This window comes from Streptomyces sp. BHT-5-2 (assembly GCF_019774615.1).
Classification (GTDB): domain Bacteria; phylum Actinomycetota; class Actinomycetes; order Streptomycetales; family Streptomycetaceae; genus Streptomyces.
The window spans coordinates 2140454-2158770 of sequence record NZ_CP081496.1; the positions used below are offsets into that span (position 1 = coordinate 2140454).

Sequence of the window (18317 nt, forward strand, 5' to 3'; positions counted from 1 at the left end):
TCAGGGGGCCGACTTGTCGCGGCAGGAGTATTTGTCGAGGTCGTCCGCGCTGGGTTTGTAGTGCGCCTCCCAGTGGGCGTCGGCTTGCGGGACGGCGGGGAGTTCGGTGGTGAAGTCCCGTTTCCAGTCGCTGCTGTTGAGGTAGTCGCGCAGTGCGTCGCGGAGTTTGCGGCAGTCTTCGCGGTGGCCTTTCTGCATGGCGATTCCGTAGCGGTTGGTGGAATCGATGTCGATGCCGGGGACGACCTTCAGATTCGGGTACTGCTTGCTCTGGGCGAAGCCGTAGAGGATCACGGTGTCGGTGGAGACCGCGTCGACTTCGTGGTTCTCCAGGGCGCTGACGCAGCCGTCGGCGGTGTTCTTCCCGGAGAAGACGAGGCCGGGGATCTTCTGCAGTGCGACGCCCGAGGTGGTGCCGGACCAGGCGCAGACGGATTTGCCGCGGAGGTCGGCGAGGGTCCTGATGCGGTGGTCGTCCCTGCGGACCATGACGCCCTGCGGGGTGGTGGCGTAGGGGCCGACGAAGTCGACGTCCCGGCTGCGCTGGTCGGTGATGGAGAAGGTCGCGACGACCAGGTCCTGGCGTCCTTCGGTGACGGCGGTGGTGCGGCGTTCGGAGGGTACGGCGGTGAAGTTCGGTTCGGCGTGGAGCCTCTTGAGGAGTTGCCGGGCGACGGTGATGTCGAAGCCGCTGAAGTCGTAGCTGTCGAGATAGCTGGTGCCGGGCTGGTCGCTTTTCACGCCGACGGAGACCTGCCCTTTGGCGAAGAGGGACGGGGGCGGGTTCGTTCCGCAGGCGGTCGCGGTGAGTGCGGCGAGGGCGAGTAAGGCCGCGATTCCGGTGAGGCGTGTGGTCATGGGTCCCCGTTTTCTCGTGCTTCTTCTTCGCCGGCTGCGGGGCGGGTGGGTTCCTCCGCCGCGCGTGGGCGGGTCAGGTGTCGTGGAGGGTGGCTCCGGTCGTCCTGATGTCCATGCGGCAGCCGCTGTCGGTGTGGAGGGTGAGGCCGATGCGGACGGTGCGGGCCTGCGGGTCCAGGGGGATGTCGAAACTGCCGCCGTCGTGGACGGAGTCCGGGGTGGCCGCGTGGCCGGTGGGCGGTGCGGTGAGGGCGACGGCGGAGTTCGGACGGCAGGTGGGGGCGGTGGGGTCGTGGTCGTCGACGGCCAGGGTGAGGCGGAGGGCGTCGCGGGCCTCCCCCGGGGCGACGGCCAGGGTCAGGGTGAAGCGGGCGCCGTCGGGCAGGTCCCGTGCCGCTGCGGTGATCTTGCCGGCGGCGTCGATCTCGCCGTGGGTGACGACGTCCCGGAAGGCCAGCCAGCCGCCGACGGTGGCCAGGAGGGAGGCGAGGGAGAGGGTGGCCACGATCCGGGCGTCGCGGGGGCGCTGGACGAGGACGCGGGCGGTGGCGGTGCCGAGGGAGACGGCGACCAGCGCGCCCCACAGGAGGTACTGGGACACGGGGCCGTCCGGCCAGGTGGTGCCGGCGACGACGAGGGCGGCGCAGGCCAGGAGCAGGGGCAGCCACCGGGCGCTGGGGTGCAGAGCCCAGCGGATGAAGACGTTCCGGATGGTGCCGGCGGCGATGGAGTGGTCGCCGTGGGCGGTGGCGTCGTTGCGGATGTGCGCCGTGTCGTGGAGGCGCGCCGGCTCGGGCCGGGGCGGTCTCCGGGGGGTCATGCGTCGTCCCGGGGGCGGGGGGTGCCTCCCATGGTGATGGTGCCGTGGATCTCGCCGGCGGCGAGGGAGTGGTCGCCGGTCGCGGTGACGTGGTGGTGGACGGTCCGGGGGCCGGTGGCGGCGCGGGTGACGTGGTGGCGGAAGCCGGCGGCGTCGCGGTCGGCGGCGGGGGAGGCCAGCCAGGCGGCCAGGGCGTCGGCGAGGGTGCGGCGGTCGTGGTCGTCGAGGGTGGCCAGCAGCCGGTCGAGGGTGTCGGCGCGGTCGGTGTCCAGGAGCGGCCGGGCGGTGCCGTCGCCGAGGGTGGCCGGGGCGTCGCCGCGGCGGTGCAGCAGGCGGCGGAAGAAGCCCTCGCCGGCGGCCACGGTGCGGTCGGCGATCCGGTCCTGGGCCGCGGCGAGGACGGAGGTGCCCAGGCTGTTGGCCGCCAGAGCGAGATACGGGGCTATTTCAGTGGATACGGTTGCAAGGTCGGACATCCGGACTCTCCGCGCTCGACGCCACGGGTGTGCGGTGTGCTGGTGCAACACCCTTACGGAAAAGGCGTGTTACCCATGTGAGGGCTGATCCACACGCGCGTCCTGAGGTGGTTTCGGGGTGGCGGCGGCGAGGGCGGCGGGGGTGGATTTCGGTCGCGTCGCGGGCGGGGTGCGGCTGCGGTGGTCGGGGAGCGCTTAGGCTGGGTATTGGACTAGACCTGTGTGGGGTGCGGGGCGGGACGGCGGGCCGCGGCGCGAGCGCCCGGTGCCGTACCGGCCGCCCGCCCCGCGCACCTGGGCCACGTCGTTCGTCAGCGGAAGGTTGGGTCGTATGAATCAGCGCGCGCTCCTGGAGGTGATCGCGCTCGGTCCCGAGGACGCGGTCGCCGCGCAGGCCGGCGGTGCCGACCGCCTGGAACTGGTCGCGGACATGGCGGCGGACGGGCTGACCCCGCCGCGCGCCACGTTCGCCGCGGTCCGGGCGGCCGTCGGCATCCCGCTGCGGGTGATGCTGCGCGCCTCCGACGGCTTCGCGGCGGGGGACGCGGCGGACGTGGACGCGCTGTGCGCGGCGGCCGGGGCGCTGCGCGCGGAGGGTGCCGAGGAGTTCGTCCTGGGCTTCCTGACACCGGAGGGACGGCCGGACCTCGCCGCCGTCACGACGCTGGCCGAGGTGCTCGACGGGTGCCGGTGGACGTTCCACCGGGCCATCGACCGGGCCGCCGACCGGGACGCCCTCCGCAGGGAACTGGCGGGCTCCGCGGGCACGGCCGGCCTCGACACCTATCTGACCGCCGGTGCCGCGGACGGGGTCGGCGCGGGCCTGGCGACGCTCGTCGCCGAGCAGGCACGCACGGCGGCGGACGAACCCGGGTACGCGCCGCGGATCCTGGTGGGCGGCGGGCTCACCCTCGCGCACCTGCCGGAGCTGCGGGCGGCCGGGCTGGACGCGTTCCACATCGGGGGCGCGGCCCGGCCCGGCGGGTGGAGCGCGCCGGTGGACGCGGCGGCGGTGCGCGAGTGGCGGGCGGCGCTGGATGCGCCGGTGGCGGCGGGGGTCTAGCAAGGTCTGGCAGGGGGCAGGCGGGGGTCTGGCGCAAAGCGCGAGATGGTGCGGCAAAGCCCGGGGAAGTGCGGAAAAAAGGGAAAGCGCGCCGGACCTACCCGTTGGTAGTATTTGCGTGAATCGGCATGGGGGGACCAATTCGTCGGCCCGGGGGACGCGTTACCCTCCGGCCGCCCTCCGGCCCGCATCACGCATCATCGCCAGGAGGGCAGATGACCCGATCCGCCATAGCCCGACGGCCTCGCACCCCGGGGCCGTCCGGCCGTTCGCGCCGGCTCCTGACCGGAGCCGTCGCACTGGCCCTGGCGGTCACCGCCGGTCCGCTCGTCGTGCCCGCCGTCGCCGCCGTCGCCGGCCCCGCCGCCGCGGCGGCCACCACGACCCCCGCCCAGGTGCTGAAGATCGCCGCCGGCTCGGAGATCGTCAGCGCCGGCCGGACCGGCTTCCTCTCCGTCGACCCCCGGCACCAGGTGCTGTGGACGCGCTACGCCGACGGCGTCACGACGAAGCTCGCCCAGGACGACCCCCGGACCTCCTACGACACCACGCACGGCACCGCCTCCGACGTCGTGGCCCTCGGGGACGACCCGGTGATGGGCGCCTCCGGCAGGATCACCCTGCGGGACATGGCCGGCGGGACGTCCACCCTGGTCGACCTCACCGCGTACGGCTACCACTACCTGGGCACCGTCGGCTCGCGGGTCCTCGCCTACCAGCGGGGCGCCAAGGGCACCGTGCGGGCGCACGTCCTGGAGGCCGCGGGCGGCGCGGTCACCGACCGGGAGATCACCGGCCTGCCCGACGGCACACGGGACGTCGACGTGGCGTCCGGCTTCGGCGACTCCGTCGTACTGCGGTACTCGGCCACCCCGGACGGCGTCGACGACCACGGCATGGAGGAGTACACCGTCGCCGACCTGGCCTCCGCCAAGGTCGTCACCGGCCGCGGCATGGTGGGCGGCTTCCCGACCGTCGCCGCGGTGACAAGCCGTCATATGGCGCTCGCCGGCGGCCTGTTCATGGGCGACGCCACCACCTCGCTGCGCACCAAGGAGCTCGGCGGCGACCAGCGGCGGTGGAGCACGGACCTCCACGGCGTCAGCACGCCCCTCGTGGGCCTGGCCGGCGACTGGGCGCTGTACGGGAACGCCTGGCGGGCCAACGAGGGGAGCGACAGCGGCCGGGCTTCCCTCCAGGCCGTGCCGATCGGCGGCGGCACCGCCCGCAAGGTGCTGGAGCACGCCTCCTCCCTGGCCCCCACCCCCGACGGCGCCCTGCTGGTGATGGGCGGCACGGTGGAGAGCGGGGAGGGGCTCTACCGCGTCGCCCCCGGGGCCGACGGCGCACCCGTCGCCACGCTGGTGGCGAGCACCGGCGAGCGGACGGGGCTCGCCCTCGTCGGCAGCGAGGTCCCGGCCGCGGCCGAGCCGCTCAAGGGCCACTGGCGGCCGCGCTGGCAGCTGTCGCACGGCAACGCCGAGGTGTCCGTCACCCTGCGCCACACCGCCTCCGGCGCCCAGCGGACGTTCGACCTCCGGATCGACCCCGCCAAGTGGGAGGAGCCGGGCCCCACTTGGGTGGACCTGGACTGGGACGGCCTGCTCGGCCCCTCCTACGCCCCCGACCTGGCCGCCCCCAACGGCGGCTACACCTGGACGCTGACGGCCAAGCCGCGCAACGGCATCGGCCCGGTCCTCGAAACCAAGGGCTCCTTCACGGTCGCGCGCCCGCCCGCCCCGCACGACTACACCGACAACGGCACACCGGACCTGCTGCTGCGCAACGGCTCGGGAGACCTGGAGCGCGAGGACACCTACACCGATCCCGGAACGGCGCGGCTCAAGGGCCGGGACGCGGCCCGGATCGGCGGCGGCTGGGACATCTACGACCAGGTCACGGCCGTCGGGAACGTCGCGGGCGCGGTGCACGGCGACGTGGTCGCCCGGGACCGGTCCGGGGTGCTGTGGCTGTATCTGGGCAAGGGCGACGGCACCTTCGACGGCCGGATCAGGATCGGCGCCGGCTGGGGCGGCTACACCCAGCTCACCGGCGGCGGTGACCTCGACGGCGACGGCCGCGGCGACCTGCTGGCCCGTGATGCCGCCGGAGTGCTCTGGCTCTACAAGGGCACCGGCGACTGGCGGGCGCCGTTCGCCCCCCGGGTGCGGATCGGCGGCGGCTGGAACGTCTACGACCGGATCGTCTCGGTCGGCGACGTGGCCGGCGGACCGGCGGGGGACGTGGTGGCCCGCGACGGCGACGGGGTGCTGTGGCTGTATCCCGGCAAGGGTGACGGCACCTTCGAGGGCCGGGTCAGGATCGGCGCAGGGTGGGGCGGCTACACCCAGCTGACCGGCATCGGCGACGCCGACGGCGACGGCCGGGCCGACCTCCTGGCCACCACCTGGGACGGCACCACGTACGCCTACCGCGGCACCGGCGGCCGGCAGGCGCCGTTCGCCCCGCGCGAGCAGACCGGCCTTCAGGTGCTGCCGGGTCAGACCCTGTCCTGAGGACGGGAGTCGAGGAGGACGGAAGCAGTGGGCGGGGGCGGCGCCGGCACGGCGTGCGCCCCCGCACCGCTCCCGTCCGGCGCGCCCCGCCCGTTCGCCGTCAGCCGTCCCCCAGCTGTTCCGGCAGCGGTGCCGCGTGCACGATCGTCAGGCCCGAGACCGGCCGGGTCAGGCACACGTACAGGCGGCGCAGGCCGGTCCGTTCGTCCGGTTCGCCGTCGACGATCGCCGCCGGCTCGTCCAGCACCACGTGGTCGTACTCCAGGCCCTTGGCCAGCGTGGCCGGCACCAGCGTCAGCCGGGCGTCGGCCGAGGTCTCCGCGCCCGGGGGCAGGCAGGTGATACCGGCCCCCTCAAGTGCCGTGCGCAGCAACGGAATCCGGGCGTCCGCGGCGATCAGGCCGATCGAGCCCTCCTTGGCCAGCGCGTCGCGGCAGGCCGCGAGGACCGTCGTGGCCAGGTCGGCGGGCCGCACCGCCCGGATCTCGAAGTCGCCCGCCGACTCGCGGATGGACGTGGCCTCCGTCAGGTCGGGAGCGATCGCCGGCAGCAGACGGGACGCATAGGCGATGACCTCGCGCGGCACACGGAAACCCTGGGTCAGCTCCTCCACGGCCGAACCGGGCTTGCCCAGATGGGCCAGCGCCTGCTCCCAGGTGTCGGTCGCCCATGGCGTGGTCCCCTGGGCGATGTCGCCCAGGATCGTCGCCGAGCCGGTGCTGCAGCGGCGGCCCACCGCGCGGTACTGCATGGGCGACAGGTCCTGCGCCTCGTCCAGCACCACATGGCCCAGCGAGTGCGTACGGGTCACCAGGTCCGTCGCCTCGTCGACCAACACCGCGTCCGCCGAGGACCACTTGGCGCTGCGCACACTGCGCGGTGCCTTCTTTCCCGATCCGGGCTGCGGCCACAGGATCGCCTTCTGCTCCTCGTCGGTGAGGATCCCCGCCGCGTGCTCGGCGAGGAAGTCGGCGTCGCTCAGCAGCCGCAGCACCAGCTTCGCCGGATCGACCGGCGGCCAGATCGCCTTCACCGCCGCCTTCACCGCGGCGTTGCGGGCCACCGCGTCCTGCACCCGGTCGTCGGGCGCCTCGCCCGCCTGCTCCATCCGCACCAGGACCGCGTGCGCGATCCGCTGCGGCAGCGCCTCGCGGGCCGCGCCGTAGCGGATGCCGCGGGCCTGCAACTCCGCGACGATCTCCTGGAGTTCGTATGCCGGGACGCGCCAGCGGCGGGAGCCGCGGACCACCACACAGGGCTCCTGCGGCGGCGTGACGTGCGAGCGGACCGCCCGGCGCAGCACCTCGGCCAGTCGCGCGTCGCCCTTGACCGTCGCCGCGGCCGCGTCGTCCGTGCCGCGCACCTCGACATGGCCCACCAGGTCGTCGATGGTGGCCTGCTTGACCTCCAACTCCCCCAGGGCGGGCAGCACCTGCTCGATGTACTGGAGGAAGGAGCGGTTCGGGCCGATGACCAGGGTGCCGGAGCGGGCCAGCCGCTCCCGGTGGGCGTAGAGCAGATACGCGACCCGGTGCAGGCCCACCGCGGTCTTGCCCGTACCGGGCGCGCCCTGGACGCAGACCGTGCCGCCGATGCCGGCCCGGACGATCTCGTCCTGCTCGGGCTGGATGGTGGCGACGATGTCCCGCATCGGGCCGACGCGCGGGCGCTCGATCTCCGCCTGGAGGAGGGCGCTGGTGGTCTCGGCCTCGGCCGGGTCGGTGAGGTGCTCGTCCTCGTAGGCGGTCAGCTCGCCACCGGTGTAGCCGAAGCGGCGGCGCAGCTTCAGGTCCATCGGGTCCTTCTTGGAGGCCCGGTAGAACGGCTGGGAGACGGGGGCGCGCCAGTCGATGACCATGGGGTCGCCGTCGGCGTCGTGGACGTGGCGGCGGCCGACGTAGAAGTTCTCGCCCGTCCGTCGCCCACCATCGTCGGAGACTCCCCGCGCTGCCCCGTCGGATGCTCCCTCGTCGAGGTCGAGGCCGGGGGCGTGGAGGTAGTCGAGCCGGCCGAAGAAGAGCGGGGTGCCGGAGAGGTCCGCGAGGGCCTTGATGCGGGCGTCGATCTCGCCCTGGAGGACCTCGGCGTTGACCCAGTTCGCCGTGACGTCCTTGATGTTCAGGGCCTGGGCGTCCTCGCGCATCGCGCGCAGCGCGGCGCGGGAGGCGGCGAGATGGGCGCGCTCCCGCTGGAGCGGGTCGGCGGAGTCCTGGGCGGCGGAGTCCAGGTGGTCGGGTGACGGGTGGGCGTGCGAGAGCACGGCTTGCCTCCGGTGACGGGTCGTTCTTCGGTACGTGCCCGCGGCGCGCGGCGTGCGGCGTGGACGGCGCGACGGCGTGCGGCGGCGTGGTGCGAAGGGCCGACCGGTTTCCGACCGGACGGCGGCGCTCCCCTGACGGGAGGCAGGCAGACGCGCGATTGTAGTCAGCAGCTATCCGGTGCGCCAACGGATTTCCGCGCGCCTCCCGGGCACGGGGGAGGCCGCTGTGCCCGGGAGGCACCTGCACCCGGGAGGGACGGTCCCGGAGTTCCGTAGGTCTCCCGTAGGGGTCGGCATGGGCCCGGAGGCCGATGCCGGGGCGCCGGGAGATGGCACCGTGGGCCGATGTGCGCGGCCCGCCCGAAATCGATGATGGAGGCATGAGCAGCGCAACGATGTCCTCGGTCCCCGTCCACGCCGTCCCCCGCCGCCAGGCCGCGGCCGCCGCGGCCCCCGACAGGGCGCCCACCGCCGGCCCGGCGGACGCCCGCGAGCACCGCCGCCCGCTGGGCGGCGCCCTCCGCGCGGTGAAGGTCTTCGCCGCCGCCGCGTTCAGCGTGGTGGTGATGGGCGAGTACGCCGGGGGGTGAGCAGGGGTGAGCGGATGCGACCGGCCCCCGCACCACGGACGCCCACCGGGCACGGCCCGCCCTCCCCGCCCTCCCCGCACGCACCGCCGCGCGACGCCGCAGGCGCGGCGGGATCGTACGCCCTGTACGGTCGGGCGGGATACGTCCCTTTCGTGCGCTTGAGGGCTGATGACGGCCGATGGCGGCTGATGACGGCCGATTACGCATGGACATCCGGTTGACCGGAAAGTGTTACGGACGGGCGGTCTCGATCTACTAGCGTCGCCGCAAAGAGCGCGCTCAGGGCGACGAGGAGGGGTCAACGAGTGTCTGCCGCCGAGGGGACGTGGACAGAGAGACGCACCTGGCCGCAGAGCATCGCGGGCCCCGGCCGGCTGGCGATGGGGGTGGTCCTGCTCGGGCTGTCCTTCGCCGGGCTCTACGCGCTCTCGCTGGCCGTGCAGCTCCCGATGTCCGACATAGAGGTGTACCGCGCCGAGGGCCAGGCCGCCGCGACCGGCGGCGATCTCTACGGCTTCACGGTCACCAAGTGGGCGCTCCCGGCGACCTATCCGCCGTTCGCCGCCCTGCTGTTCGTCCCCACCACCTGGGTCTCGCTCACCACCCTCAAGATCACCTGCGTGCTGGTCAACGCGGCCCTCCTGGCGCTGCTGATCCACCTCTCCTGCAAGGCCGCCGGCCTCCGCCGGGCCGCGTACTCCGCCCCGCTCCTCCTCGCCACCACCGCGCTGGGCCTCTGGCTCGAACCGGTCTTCCAGACCGTGGTCTTCGGGCAGATCAACCTCGCCCTGGCCTGCCTGGTCCTGTGGGACCTCGGGCGTCCGGACGGCGCCCGCCTCAAGGGCTTCGCCACCGGCCTCGCCGCGGGCATCAAGCTGACCCCGGCGATCTTCGCGGTGTATCTGCTGGTCACCGGGCGGGTGAAGGCCGCGTTCACCGCCCTCGCCGGATTCGCGGTGTCGGTGCTGCTCGGCGCGCTGGTGCTGCCCGGGGCCAGCGTGGATTTCTGGACGCGGCGGATGTTCGAGACGCAGCGGGTCGGCAAGGTGTGGATCGTCGACAACCAGTCGCTGCAGGGCCTGCTCGCCCGCCTCCTGCACACCAAGGAGCCGGGGCTGTGGTGGCTGGCGGCGGCCGCGGTCACCGGCGCGGCCGGGCTGTGGGTCGCCCGCCGGGCCTTCGTCCGCCGCGGCCTGGACCTCTGGGGCGTGCTGGCCACCGCCGTCACCGCACTGCTGGTCTCGCCGATCAGCTGGTCGCACCACTGGGTCTGGTGCATACCCCTGCTGGCGGCGCTGACCGCGCACGCCCGGCGGGACGCCTGGCGCCGGGCGCTGGTGGCCGCCGTCACGGTCGCCTTCACCGCCCGCTCGATGTGGGCCCTCCACCACAAGGGCACCCTGGCCCTGCACTTCTCCTGGTGGCAGCAGCTGCTCGCCGCTCCCTACCCGGTGCTCGGCCTCGCCCTGCTGGCCGCGCTGGCCTGGTGGACGCGCCAGACACCGGACCGCCCGGGAGCACCCGGCGGCCGACGGGCCGCTCAGGTCCCCTCGCCCCGCGCCGGCGCCCGCCGGCCCGCCCGGGCCACGACGGGCTGACGACCACCACGGTCCGCGCCGGCAGCGCGCGGCCCGGCAGCACACCGCCCGGCATCACGCCGGAGCGGGATCGTCCTCCCCGGCCGCGACGCCGTCGCCGTCCGCCGTCTGCAGGTCGCGGGCGTCCATGATCCGGTAGGCGTAGCCCTGTTCGGCCAGGAAGCGCTGCCGGTGCGCGGCGAAGTCCTGGTCGATGGTGTCGCGGGCGACGACGGAGTAGAAGCGGGCCTCGTGACCGTCCGCCTTGGGCCGCAGGACCCGGCCCAGCCGCTGCGCCTCCTCCTGGCGTGAGCCGAAGGTGCCGGACACCTGGATCGCGACCGTGGCCTCCGGCAGGTCGATGGAGAAGTTCGCGACCTTGGAGACCACCAGCACCGAGATCTCGCCCTCCCGGAAGGCGTCGAAGAGCTTCTCGCGCTGCGCGTTGCTGGTCTCGCCCTTGATCACCGGCGCGTCCAGATGCTCGCCCAACTCGTCCAGCTGGTCGATGTACTGGCCGATGACCAGCGTCTGCTCGCCCGCGTGCCGGCGCACCAGCGCCTCGGTCACCCGCTGCTTGCTGTCCGTGGTCGCGCAGAAGCGGTACTTCTCCTCCGCCTCGGCCGTGGCGTACGCCAGCCGCTCGGCGTCGGTGAGGTCCACTCGCACTTCGACGCAGTCCGCCGGCGCGATGTACCCCTGCGCCTCGATCTCCTTCCACGGGGCGTCGAACCGCTTGGGCCCGATCAGCGAGAAGACGTCCGACTCCCGCCCGTCCTCGCGCACCAGCGTCGCGGTCAGCCCCAGTCGCCGCCGGGCCTGCAGATCGGCGGTGAACTTGAACACCGGCGCGGGCAGCAGATGCACCTCGTCGTAGACGATCAGGCCCCAGTCCCGGGAGTCGAACAGCTCCAGGTGCGGGTAGACGCCCTTCCGCTTCGTCGTCAGCACCTGGTACGTGGCGATGGTGACCGGCCGGATCTCCTTCCTCGTCCCGCTGTACTCGCCGACCTCGTCCTCGGTCAGCGACGTCCGCTTCACCAGCTCGTGCTTCCACTGCCGGGCCGAGACGGTGTTGGTGACCAGGATCAGCGTGGTCGCCTTGGCCCGCGCCATGGCGCCCGCGCCGACCAGCGTCTTGCCGGCGCCGCACGGCAGCACCACGACGCCCGAGCCGCCGTGCCAGAAGCCCTCCACGGCCTGCGCCTGGTACGGGCGCAGCGCCCAGCCGTCCTCCGCCAGCTCGATCGGATGCGCCTCGCCGTCCACGTAGCCGGCCAGGTCCTCGGCCGGCCAGCCCAGCTTCAGCAGCGTCTGCTTGATCTGCCCGCGCTCGGAGGGGTGCACCACCACGCTGTCCGGGTCGATCCGTGCGCCGACCAGCGGCTGCACCTTCTTCGAGCGGAGGATCTCCTCCAGCACGGGACGGTCGGTGGTGGACAGCACCAGGCCGTGCGCGGGGTGCTTGGTGAGCGTCAGCCGCCCGTAGCGCGACATGGTCTCGGCGACGTCGACGAGCAGCGCGTGCGGAACCGGATACCGCGAGTACTGCACCAGCGCGTCCACGACCTGCTCGGCGTCGTGCCCGGCGGCCCGCGCGTTCCACAGCCCCAGCGGCGTCACCCGGTAGGTGTGGATGTGCTCCGGCGCCCGCTCCAGCTCCGCGAACGGCGCGATGGCCCGCCGGCAGGCATCCGCCAGCTCGTGGTCCACCTCCAGCAGCAGCGTCTTGTCGCTCTGGACGATCAAGCAGGACACACATACCTCCGTGGATGGGATCGCTCAGGTGACAGACACCGTTCCTGCTCAGGTGCGGGCCATGCCCCGTGCCCGACGCCGCAAGGGCGTCTCGGCCGACGCGCCGGGAATGCGCGCCGCTCTCTATGTTCGCCTATCGCGCGAAACCGGGGAAAGCACTTCGGCAGAGCGCCAGCGCGCGGCCTGCGAGGCGCTGTGCGAGGCGCGCGGCCGGAAGGTCGTCGCAGTAGAGGAAGACATCGACGCATCCGGCTGTTCCCGCGGACCGGACCGTCCCGGCCTCCAGCGGATCCCGGCCCGCCCGTCCGACTTCGACGTCCTCGCCTTCTGCAAGATCGACCGCCTCGCACGCGTCCCGTCTCCAGGACACTCCTCGCGCCGGTCCACCGGCAGCATCAGCAATTCCAAGCAGTGGTACCCGACCACGCTCAAGAGCCTGCTCACCAACCCGCAGCTGCCGGGCCAGGTGATCGAGGACGGCAAGCCGATCCTCCGCACGGACGGTCTCCCGCTCGTCTCGCGCCCGCCGATGCGGCCGGGCGCCGGTGCCGGAAGCCGCGTGGAGCCGGCCCCCGGCACGGACGCCCGGCCGCCGTCACCGTGCGCTCAGCGGAAGTCGGCGACGTGGTCACGGGCCCACTGGGCGAAGGTCCGCGGCGCGGCGCCGGTGACTTCCCGCACGGTGGGCTGCGGGCCCAGCGCGGAGGCGTCGAACGCGGCCGGCGCGTGCGGGTCCGCGGGGTTTCCCGCGTGATCCACGAAACCGAGCAGGAAGTCCGCGGCCACCGCGGCGAACCCACCCTGGCGCACATACCGCTCCCGGGCCTCCTCCGGAGTGACCCGCTCGCAGCGGATCTCCTCCCCGAGGGCCTCGGCGATGGCCCGCACCTGGTCGCGCAGGCTGACCGGCGGCCCGTTGACCGTGTAGGCCGCGCCGTGGTGGCCGTCCCCGAGCAGCGCGAGGACGGCCACATCGGCGATGTCCCGCTCGTGCACGGGGAACCAGACCACGTCGAGGTTCGGGTGGCGCACCACCCGTTCCTCGCGGATGGACGGCCCCCAGAGGGCCACCTTGTTCGTCGCGAACTCGCCCGGGCGCACATGGGTCCACTCCATGCCGGACGCCTCGACGGCCTGTTCCACCGGCAGGTGGTGGGTGGTGTCGAACCCGGCGGTCACGGCGCCCGAGGACAGTGTGACGACACGCCGCACCCCGGCCCGCTCGGCGGCGCCGACCACCTCGCGGACGGCCTGGGGGATGGGAAACAGATACATCCGTTCAACGCCGTCCAACGCCTTCCGGAGCGTGTCGGGTTCGGAGAGGTCGCCGGCGACGACCTCCGCCCCGGCGGGCAGGCCGGCCGCGGCCGGATTCCGGGTCAGGGCCCGGACGTCCACACCCGCGTCGAGGAGTCCTTCGGTCACGAGACGGCCGACGTTACCCGTCGCACCGGTCACCAGAATCTTCACTGACGTTCCTTCGTTCCTTGTTCACCAGGTTCCCCGGACCGGGAACCGTCCAACAGCCTTATGCCGTAAGGATTCTCCTCACGGTACGACTCCGACATCGCGGCCCGCCTGAGCGGATCCGGCGCAGTGTGACGGTGCGCACTGCACAGTTCTCGCCATCAACGCCGGCGTCCGACGGCGGACGTTCGGGGCGAAAACCCGTGATCGTCCTGGCGGGGCCGGACGGCGCAGCGCCCTCCCGAGCGTGCGGGCGGCGGGCGTTGGACCCGTTCCGCACACGGTCCGGCGCCCGTGGGCGCCCGCGCCGCCAGTGGCAATGCGCCGGTCGTGGCCGACAGTTGACGTTTGCCCTCGATAGCCACTTGCACGTGCACACACCTGTCGTCTTAGCGTGATCGGGAGGAGGAACGGAACGGACCCGTCCGAGGAGCACGAATCCCCATCGAAGGAGCGCAACATGACCGTCCAGCCAGACACTGCGGCCTTCCAGTCCGACGACGCACGCCGCATCACGGCGCTCTTCCAGGAGCTGGAGTCGGCCTTCACCGAGCAGAACGCCGTGCGGTTCGACCGGCGCTTCACCGAGGACGTCGTGTTCACGGCGGTGGACGGCACACGGTTCGTGGGCTGGGAGGCGCTGCACGCGTATCACCGGGAGCGTTTCGGCGGGCACGCGGACGGCATCGAGACCTGGTACGAGATCGAGTCCATCACCTTTCCCAGCCCCGACGTCGCGGTGGTCTTCTTCCGGCAGCCCGTCGCCATGGCGCAGCACCGGCGGGAGAACGTGGGCACCTGGGTGCTGGTCAGAAAGGACGGGCAGTGGTACGTGTCGGCCGGCCAGAACACGGGTGTCGTCGGCGCCGCCGCCTCCTGAGGCCGGTGCGCGCTCAGCGGTAGCGGGCGCGGCCCACGACGGCCGCGAGGGTCAGTGGAACGGTCAGCAGCGCGGCGATCAGGAAGAGCCGGCCGTACTGGTGGCCGGCGGCCGCGGCGGCCGTCATGCCGCTGGCGAGCGCGCTGCCGCCGTAGAGGCTGACGCCGAACATCGCGACGCTGGTGGCCCTGGCCGCCGGGACGAGCACGGTCGCCCACGACTGCAGCGTGGTGTGCATGAACGACCAACTGGCGCCCAGCAGCAGCGCGGTGACCGCCAGCGCCGGCAGGGACCGGCTCGCCGCCGCGACGGCGTAGGCCGCGGCCGCCTGCGCCCCGCCCACCAGGATCAGCACGGCCGGACTCCACCGCCCCACAAGCCTCTTGACCACCTGAGCGAACCCCATGGCCCCGGCACCGTACAGTGCGGAGGTGGCCCCGGCCAGGGCGGTCGGCACGCCCCGGGCCTCCAGTGCGGGGGCCAGGTACGTCAGGAAGCCCAGCAGTACGGCTCCCTCGACCACGGCGACGGCCATGAGGTACCACATCCAGCGCGAGCCCAGCACGACACGGAACGGTGCCAGGAGGGAACCGGCGGGCTCCCGTTCCGGCTCGGCCAGGCGCCGCAGCGCCCAGGCGAGGCAGGCGGCGATCAGGCCCGGCAGCAGGAACACCGTGCGCCAGCCGGCGTAGTTCGCCAGCACCCCGGCCACCACGGTGCCCAGCGCCGTCCCCAGGGAGATGGCGGTCATCAGGTCGCTGAGCGGGCGTTGGCGGACCTCGGCGGGCACCACGTCGCCGACATAGCTCAGCGACGCCGGTACGCAGGCGGCGTAGCAGGCCCCGGCGAGGGCGCGGGCCGCGATCAGGACCGTGATGCCGGGGGCGAGGGTGGACAGCAGCGAGGCGAGCGCACCGGCCATGAGCGAGAGCCGCATCACTCGCACCCGGCCCAACCGGTCGCTGGCCAGCCCCCACAGCGGCTGCGTCAGGCCGTAGCACAGGAAGTAGACGCTGGCCGTGAGCACTGCCGTGGCCATGCTGACGCCGAGCCGGACGGCGATGAGCACCAGCATGGGCGTGATGCAGAAGCGGTCGAAGTTGCTGACGAACCCGGCTGAGCGCAGCAGCCAGAGGGAACGGCCGGACAGGGCGCTGGTGTCGGGGGGTGCGGCGGTCGGGACGGTGGACACGGGCGGGTCTCTCCTTTCCGGGCCCGGGCCGTCCCCGGGCTCCGTCAAGATCACCACCTCGGCTGTCCGGCAGGTCGCCTCAGGCGATTACGATCGCTCACACTCTGCGGTGCGCGGTCGGGCGGACACCACGGCGCTACGAGGACGGGGAAGGGAAAGCCGAATGACCGGGGTGGAGCGGCTGTCCGGTGAGGGAAGCCGGGCGCAGGCGCTGCGCAGGGAGCTCGGCGCGTTCCTCCGCTCGCGCCGGGAACGCCTCACCCCCGCCGAACTGGACCTGCCGGTGGCGCCGCGACGGCGCACCCCGGGGCTGCGCCGCGGCGAGGTGGCCGAACTGGCCGGCATCAGCGCCTCCTGGTACGCCTGGCTGGAACAGGGGCGGGTGCGCACCTCCGCGCAGGTGCTGCGGTCGGTGGCGCGGGCCCTGCGGCTCAACGAGGCCGACACCGCGCACGTCCTGTCGTTCGTCGACGATCCGGCACCGGGCGGAGGGTCGCCGGGGTGGGTCTCGCGCAACCTGCTGTCGCTGGTGGAGTCGGTCTCGCCGAACCCGGCCGCGGTCATCGACCCGCACTGGGACCTGCTCGCCTGGAACGCCGGTTACGCGGCGCTGCTGACCGACCCCGCGCGGCTGCCTCCCAAACAGCGCAACCTTCCGTGGCTGGTGTTCCGTTGGGCGCCCGCCCGTGCCCTGATCGCCAACTGGGAGTCCGAGGCGCGCTCCCTGCTGGGACAGTTCCACGCGCACGCGGCCCACCACCCCGAGGACCGGCGGTACGCCGAGATCGTCGCCGAGGTCACCAAGGACCCGGACGCGGCCAACTGGTACGGCCGGCGGGAGACGGCGGCCTACCAGCCCGCGGTGCGCCACTTCAGGCACCCAGGGGTGGGGGAACTGCGGTTGCGCTACGTGAAGTTGGCCGCCCTCGACGAGCCCGGTCATCACTTCCTGTGCTATCTGCCCGATGACCGGGACGCCGAGGCGGCCGTGCGCAGGCTCACCGGGGGCGGGGACTCCCCACGCCCGCCGGCTCCCTGACCGTGTGTGGCTCGCGCGCCGCGGGGTTTTTGACGCCGGGAGACGGACCGGCCGGGCTCCGCCCGCTCAGTCGGGCCAGGCCACGTAGCGGCGCCTGCCGTACAGCAGCGGCCCCGGGCCGGTCTCCTCGGAGGCGTCGGTCCACACCACCTCGCCGATGACGATGGTGTGGTCCCCGGCCGGGTGCAACCTGTCCACGCGGCAGCGGGCCAGTGTGTGGGAGTCCTCCCGCAGCAGGGGCAGCCCGCTGTCGGGGGCCGCCTCCCAGGGCACCGACGAGAAGCGTTCCGCCGTGGGGCCGGCGAACGCCTCGGCGGCCCGGCGGCCCCGGCCGTGCAGGAGGTTGACCACGAACTCGCCGCGCTCGACCAGCACCGGCAGCGTGTGGCCCGTGTTCGAGACGCAGACCAGCAGCAGTGGCGGGTCCAGGGAGAGCGAGCACAGCGCGGTGCAGGTGAAGCCGTAGGGGTTCCCCCGTTCGTCGGCAGTGGTGATCACGGCCACGGCACCGGCGTGCGATCCCATCAGCGCGCGGAACGCCTCGGGGCCGATCCCCTCTTCCTCGCGCGCGGGCGACGGGGCCGGTGGCATCGTGGACGGGGTCGAGGCCACCGAGGTCACCGGCGTCACCATGAGAAGGTCCGCGCGTCGCGCAGGTTGACCCCGACCGCGGCCTTGCCGAGGTACTCCAGACAGTCGTGCGGCTTGGCGGGCATCACCGACGAGAACGACGCCTCACGGATCAGCCGCTCCAGCGGGGCCCTGCCGCTGACCGCCGCCGAGCCGCACACCCGCACCGCATCCCGTCCCAGCTCGGGTCCCACCTCGCTGACCACGTACTTCGCGGCGTGCACCATGGCGTTGGCCTCCACACTGCCGCGCTCGCCGTCGATGAGGTCGCCGGCCTCGTGCACCAGCGCGCGGGCCGCCCGCAGCCGGGCCGACATCCGCCCCAGGTCGTGCTGGATGACGGGGTCCTCGGCGCGCCGCGGCGAGGAGGTGACGTGGTCCACGGTGAAGCGGTAGATGGCCTCGGCGATGCCCAGGTAGGCGCCGGTGTACCCGGCGGTCATCCAGTGTGGTTCGCGGACGAGCTTGAACAGCGACATGCCCTCGACGCTGAGGTAGAGGCGGGAGCGGGGGACGGTCACCGCGTCCAGCGTCATCCCGGCGGTACTGGTGCCGTTCATCGCGGCCATGCGGTGGACCTGGCCGAAGCTGACGCCCGGGTCGTCGGCGGCGACGACGAAGTGCGAGACCTCGCTGCTCTCGCCGCCCTCGGCGCGGGCCGCCACGACGTAGTAGTCGGCGGCCCCGGCGAGCGAGACGAAGGACTTCTCGCCGTTCAGGACGTAGTGCTCGCGGTCCTCGCTGAGCCGGTAGGTGGTACTCATGCCGCGCAGCTTGGCGCCGTTGCCGGCCTCCGAGACGGCGGAGGCGAACATCCTGCGGTGGCTGACGACCTCGTCGAAGACCCAGGAGCGGAAGGACTCCGCGGCCGGGGACAGCGGCGTCCCCGCGGTGTCGGCGAGGGCGCCGATGACCACGTTGTGCATGTTGAAGCCCAGGGCCGCGGCACCGTTGCGGATGCCCAGCTGCTCCAGGACGCGTGTGTAGGTGCCGAAGCTGAGGCCGGCGCCGCCGGCCTCGCGGGGGATGAGCAGGCCGAGCAGGCCGGCCTCGCGCACGATGCGGTACGCCTCGTGGCCGTTCGAGCGGCCGGCGTCCACCTCGGCGGCCAGCGGCGCGAGGGTCTCGCCGGTCTCCACGGCGAGCTTGAGGAGATCGTCCACGTGTGTTGGCAGCGTCATCGGTGTCCTT

15 protein-coding genes and 1 pseudogene are annotated in these 18317 nt (G+C 73.3%); 7 read left to right on the forward strand and 9 right to left on the reverse strand.

The features are described 5' to 3' along the window. From K2224_RS09545 to K2224_RS09555, 3 genes are all read right to left on the reverse strand, one after another. Window positions 1-858 carry a transporter substrate-binding domain-containing protein gene (locus tag K2224_RS09545; RefSeq protein WP_221906152.1) on the reverse strand — a complete coding sequence of 286 codons (858 nt, stop codon included), beginning with the start codon at window positions 856-858 and terminating at the stop codon, window positions 1-3. Between the two features lie 73 nt (window positions 859-931). After that, window positions 932-1678 carry a hypothetical protein gene (locus tag K2224_RS09550; RefSeq protein WP_221906153.1) on the reverse strand — a complete coding sequence of 249 codons (747 nt, stop codon included), beginning with the start codon at window positions 1676-1678 and terminating at the stop codon, window positions 932-934. Beyond that, window positions 1675-2154: a hypothetical protein gene (locus K2224_RS09555; RefSeq protein WP_221906154.1), complete on the reverse strand. Its 480-nt coding sequence runs from the start codon at window positions 2152-2154 to the stop codon at window positions 1675-1677. Before K2224_RS09555 ends, K2224_RS09550 begins: the two co-directional genes overlap by 4 nt. 331 nt (window positions 2155-2485) lie before the next feature. On the opposite strand from K2224_RS09555, the gene K2224_RS09560 reads away from it, so the two are divergent. Both K2224_RS09560 and K2224_RS09565 read left to right on the forward strand, forming a co-directional pair. Continuing rightward, window positions 2486-3217 carry a copper homeostasis protein CutC gene (locus K2224_RS09560; RefSeq protein WP_221906155.1) on the forward strand — a complete coding sequence of 244 codons (732 nt, stop codon included), beginning with the start codon at window positions 2486-2488 and terminating at the stop codon, window positions 3215-3217. A gap of 215 nt (window positions 3218-3432) precedes the next feature. Further along, window positions 3433-5733 carry a VCBS repeat-containing protein gene (locus K2224_RS09565; RefSeq protein ID WP_221906156.1) on the forward strand — a complete coding sequence of 767 codons (2301 nt, stop codon included), beginning with the start codon at window positions 3433-3435 and terminating at the stop codon, window positions 5731-5733. Between the two features lie 100 nt (window positions 5734-5833). Here the strand turns inward: K2224_RS09565 and K2224_RS09570 are convergent, their stop codons facing one another. Then, entirely contained in the window at window positions 5834-7993 is a 2160-nt protein-coding gene (locus K2224_RS09570) for an AAA family ATPase (RefSeq protein ID WP_221906157.1), read from the reverse strand. Window positions 7994-8373: 380 nt separating this feature from the next. Here K2224_RS09570 and K2224_RS09575 point away from each other — a divergent pair, with 380 nt between their 5' ends. Both K2224_RS09575 and K2224_RS09580 read left to right on the forward strand, forming a co-directional pair. Next, window positions 8374-8583 carry a hypothetical protein gene (locus tag K2224_RS09575; protein WP_260692437.1) on the forward strand — a complete coding sequence of 70 codons (210 nt, stop codon included), beginning with the start codon at window positions 8374-8376 and terminating at the stop codon, window positions 8581-8583. A 305-nt stretch (window positions 8584-8888) separates the two neighbouring features. After that, window positions 8889-10181 (forward strand): glycosyltransferase 87 family protein, encoded by a 1293-nt coding sequence (locus K2224_RS09580; RefSeq protein WP_221906158.1) that lies wholly within the window; start codon window positions 8889-8891, stop codon window positions 10179-10181. Between the two features lie 54 nt (window positions 10182-10235). On the opposite strand, the gene K2224_RS09585 is transcribed toward K2224_RS09580, so the two are convergent. Beyond that, window positions 10236-11918, reverse strand: coding sequence for a DNA repair helicase XPB (locus tag K2224_RS09585; protein WP_221906159.1), 1683 nt, complete (start codon window positions 11916-11918; stop codon window positions 10236-10238). 109 nt (window positions 11919-12027) lie between these two features. Between K2224_RS09585 and K2224_RS41575 the strand changes: the two are divergent. Then, window positions 12028-12258: pseudogene (locus K2224_RS41575) on the forward strand (recombinase family protein); the annotation flags it as partial. A gap of 266 nt (window positions 12259-12524) precedes the next feature. On the opposite strand, the gene K2224_RS09590 reads toward K2224_RS41575, so the two are convergent. After that, window positions 12525-13388, reverse strand: a complete 864-nt coding sequence (locus K2224_RS09590) for an SDR family oxidoreductase (protein WP_221906160.1) — start codon at window positions 13386-13388, stop codon at window positions 12525-12527. A gap of 457 nt (window positions 13389-13845) precedes the next feature. On the opposite strand from K2224_RS09590, the gene K2224_RS09595 reads away from it, so the two are divergent. Further along, the gene (locus tag K2224_RS09595) at window positions 13846-14265 is read left to right on the forward strand and encodes an SgcJ/EcaC family oxidoreductase (protein WP_221906161.1); all 420 of its coding nucleotides are present in this window, start codon (window positions 13846-13848) and stop codon (window positions 14263-14265) included. 13 nt (window positions 14266-14278) lie between these two features. On the opposite strand, the gene K2224_RS09600 is transcribed toward K2224_RS09595, so the two are convergent. Continuing rightward, window positions 14279-15457 carry an MFS transporter gene (locus K2224_RS09600; RefSeq protein WP_260692440.1) on the reverse strand — a complete coding sequence of 393 codons (1179 nt, stop codon included), beginning with the start codon at window positions 15455-15457 and terminating at the stop codon, window positions 14279-14281. A 163-nt stretch (window positions 15458-15620) separates the two neighbouring features. Here K2224_RS09600 and K2224_RS09605 point away from each other — a divergent pair, with 163 nt between their 5' ends. Beyond that, a complete protein-coding gene (locus tag K2224_RS09605; protein ID WP_221906162.1) occupies window positions 15621-16496 on the forward strand; it encodes a helix-turn-helix domain-containing protein in 876 nt (291 codons plus the stop codon). A 66-nt stretch (window positions 16497-16562) separates the two neighbouring features. Here the strand turns inward: K2224_RS09605 and K2224_RS09610 are convergent, their stop codons facing one another. After that, a complete protein-coding gene (locus K2224_RS09610; protein ID WP_221906163.1) occupies window positions 16563-17129 on the reverse strand; it encodes a flavin reductase family protein in 567 nt (188 codons plus the stop codon). Beyond that, window positions 17123-18307 carry an acyl-CoA dehydrogenase family protein gene (locus tag K2224_RS09615; protein ID WP_221906164.1) on the reverse strand — a complete coding sequence of 395 codons (1185 nt, stop codon included), beginning with the start codon at window positions 18305-18307 and terminating at the stop codon, window positions 17123-17125. The genes K2224_RS09610 and K2224_RS09615 overlap by 7 nt, the downstream gene beginning before the upstream one ends. Window positions 18308-18317: the final 10 nt, after the last annotated feature.

Excerpts from the sequence above, each read along its gene's own strand:
- K2224_RS09560 (WP_221906155.1), top strand. The coding sequence starts at position 2,486 with ATGAATCAGCGCGCGCTCCTGGAGGTGATCGCGCTCGGTCCCGAGGAC.
- K2224_RS09610 (WP_221906163.1), bottom strand. The coding sequence starts at position 17,129 with ATGGTGACGCCGGTGACCTCGGTGGCCTCGACCCCGTCCACGATGCCA.
- K2224_RS09615 (WP_221906164.1), bottom strand. The coding sequence starts at position 18,307 with ATGACGCTGCCAACACACGTGGACGATCTCCTCAAGCTCGCCGTGGAG.
- K2224_RS09545 (WP_221906152.1), bottom strand. The coding sequence starts at position 858 with ATGACCACACGCCTCACCGGAATCGCGGCCTTACTCGCCCTCGCCGCA.
- K2224_RS09550 (WP_221906153.1), bottom strand. The coding sequence starts at position 1,678 with ATGACCCCCCGGAGACCGCCCCGGCCCGAGCCGGCGCGCCTCCACGAC.
- K2224_RS09595 (WP_221906161.1), top strand. The coding sequence starts at position 13,846 with ATGACCGTCCAGCCAGACACTGCGGCCTTCCAGTCCGACGACGCACGC.
- K2224_RS09605 (WP_221906162.1), top strand. The coding sequence starts at position 15,621 with ATGACCGGGGTGGAGCGGCTGTCCGGTGAGGGAAGCCGGGCGCAGGCG.
- K2224_RS09555 (WP_221906154.1), bottom strand. The coding sequence starts at position 2,154 with ATGTCCGACCTTGCAACCGTATCCACTGAAATAGCCCCGTATCTCGCT.
- K2224_RS09575 (WP_260692437.1), top strand. The coding sequence starts at position 8,374 with ATGAGCAGCGCAACGATGTCCTCGGTCCCCGTCCACGCCGTCCCCCGC.
- K2224_RS09565 (WP_221906156.1), top strand. The coding sequence starts at position 3,433 with ATGACCCGATCCGCCATAGCCCGACGGCCTCGCACCCCGGGGCCGTCC.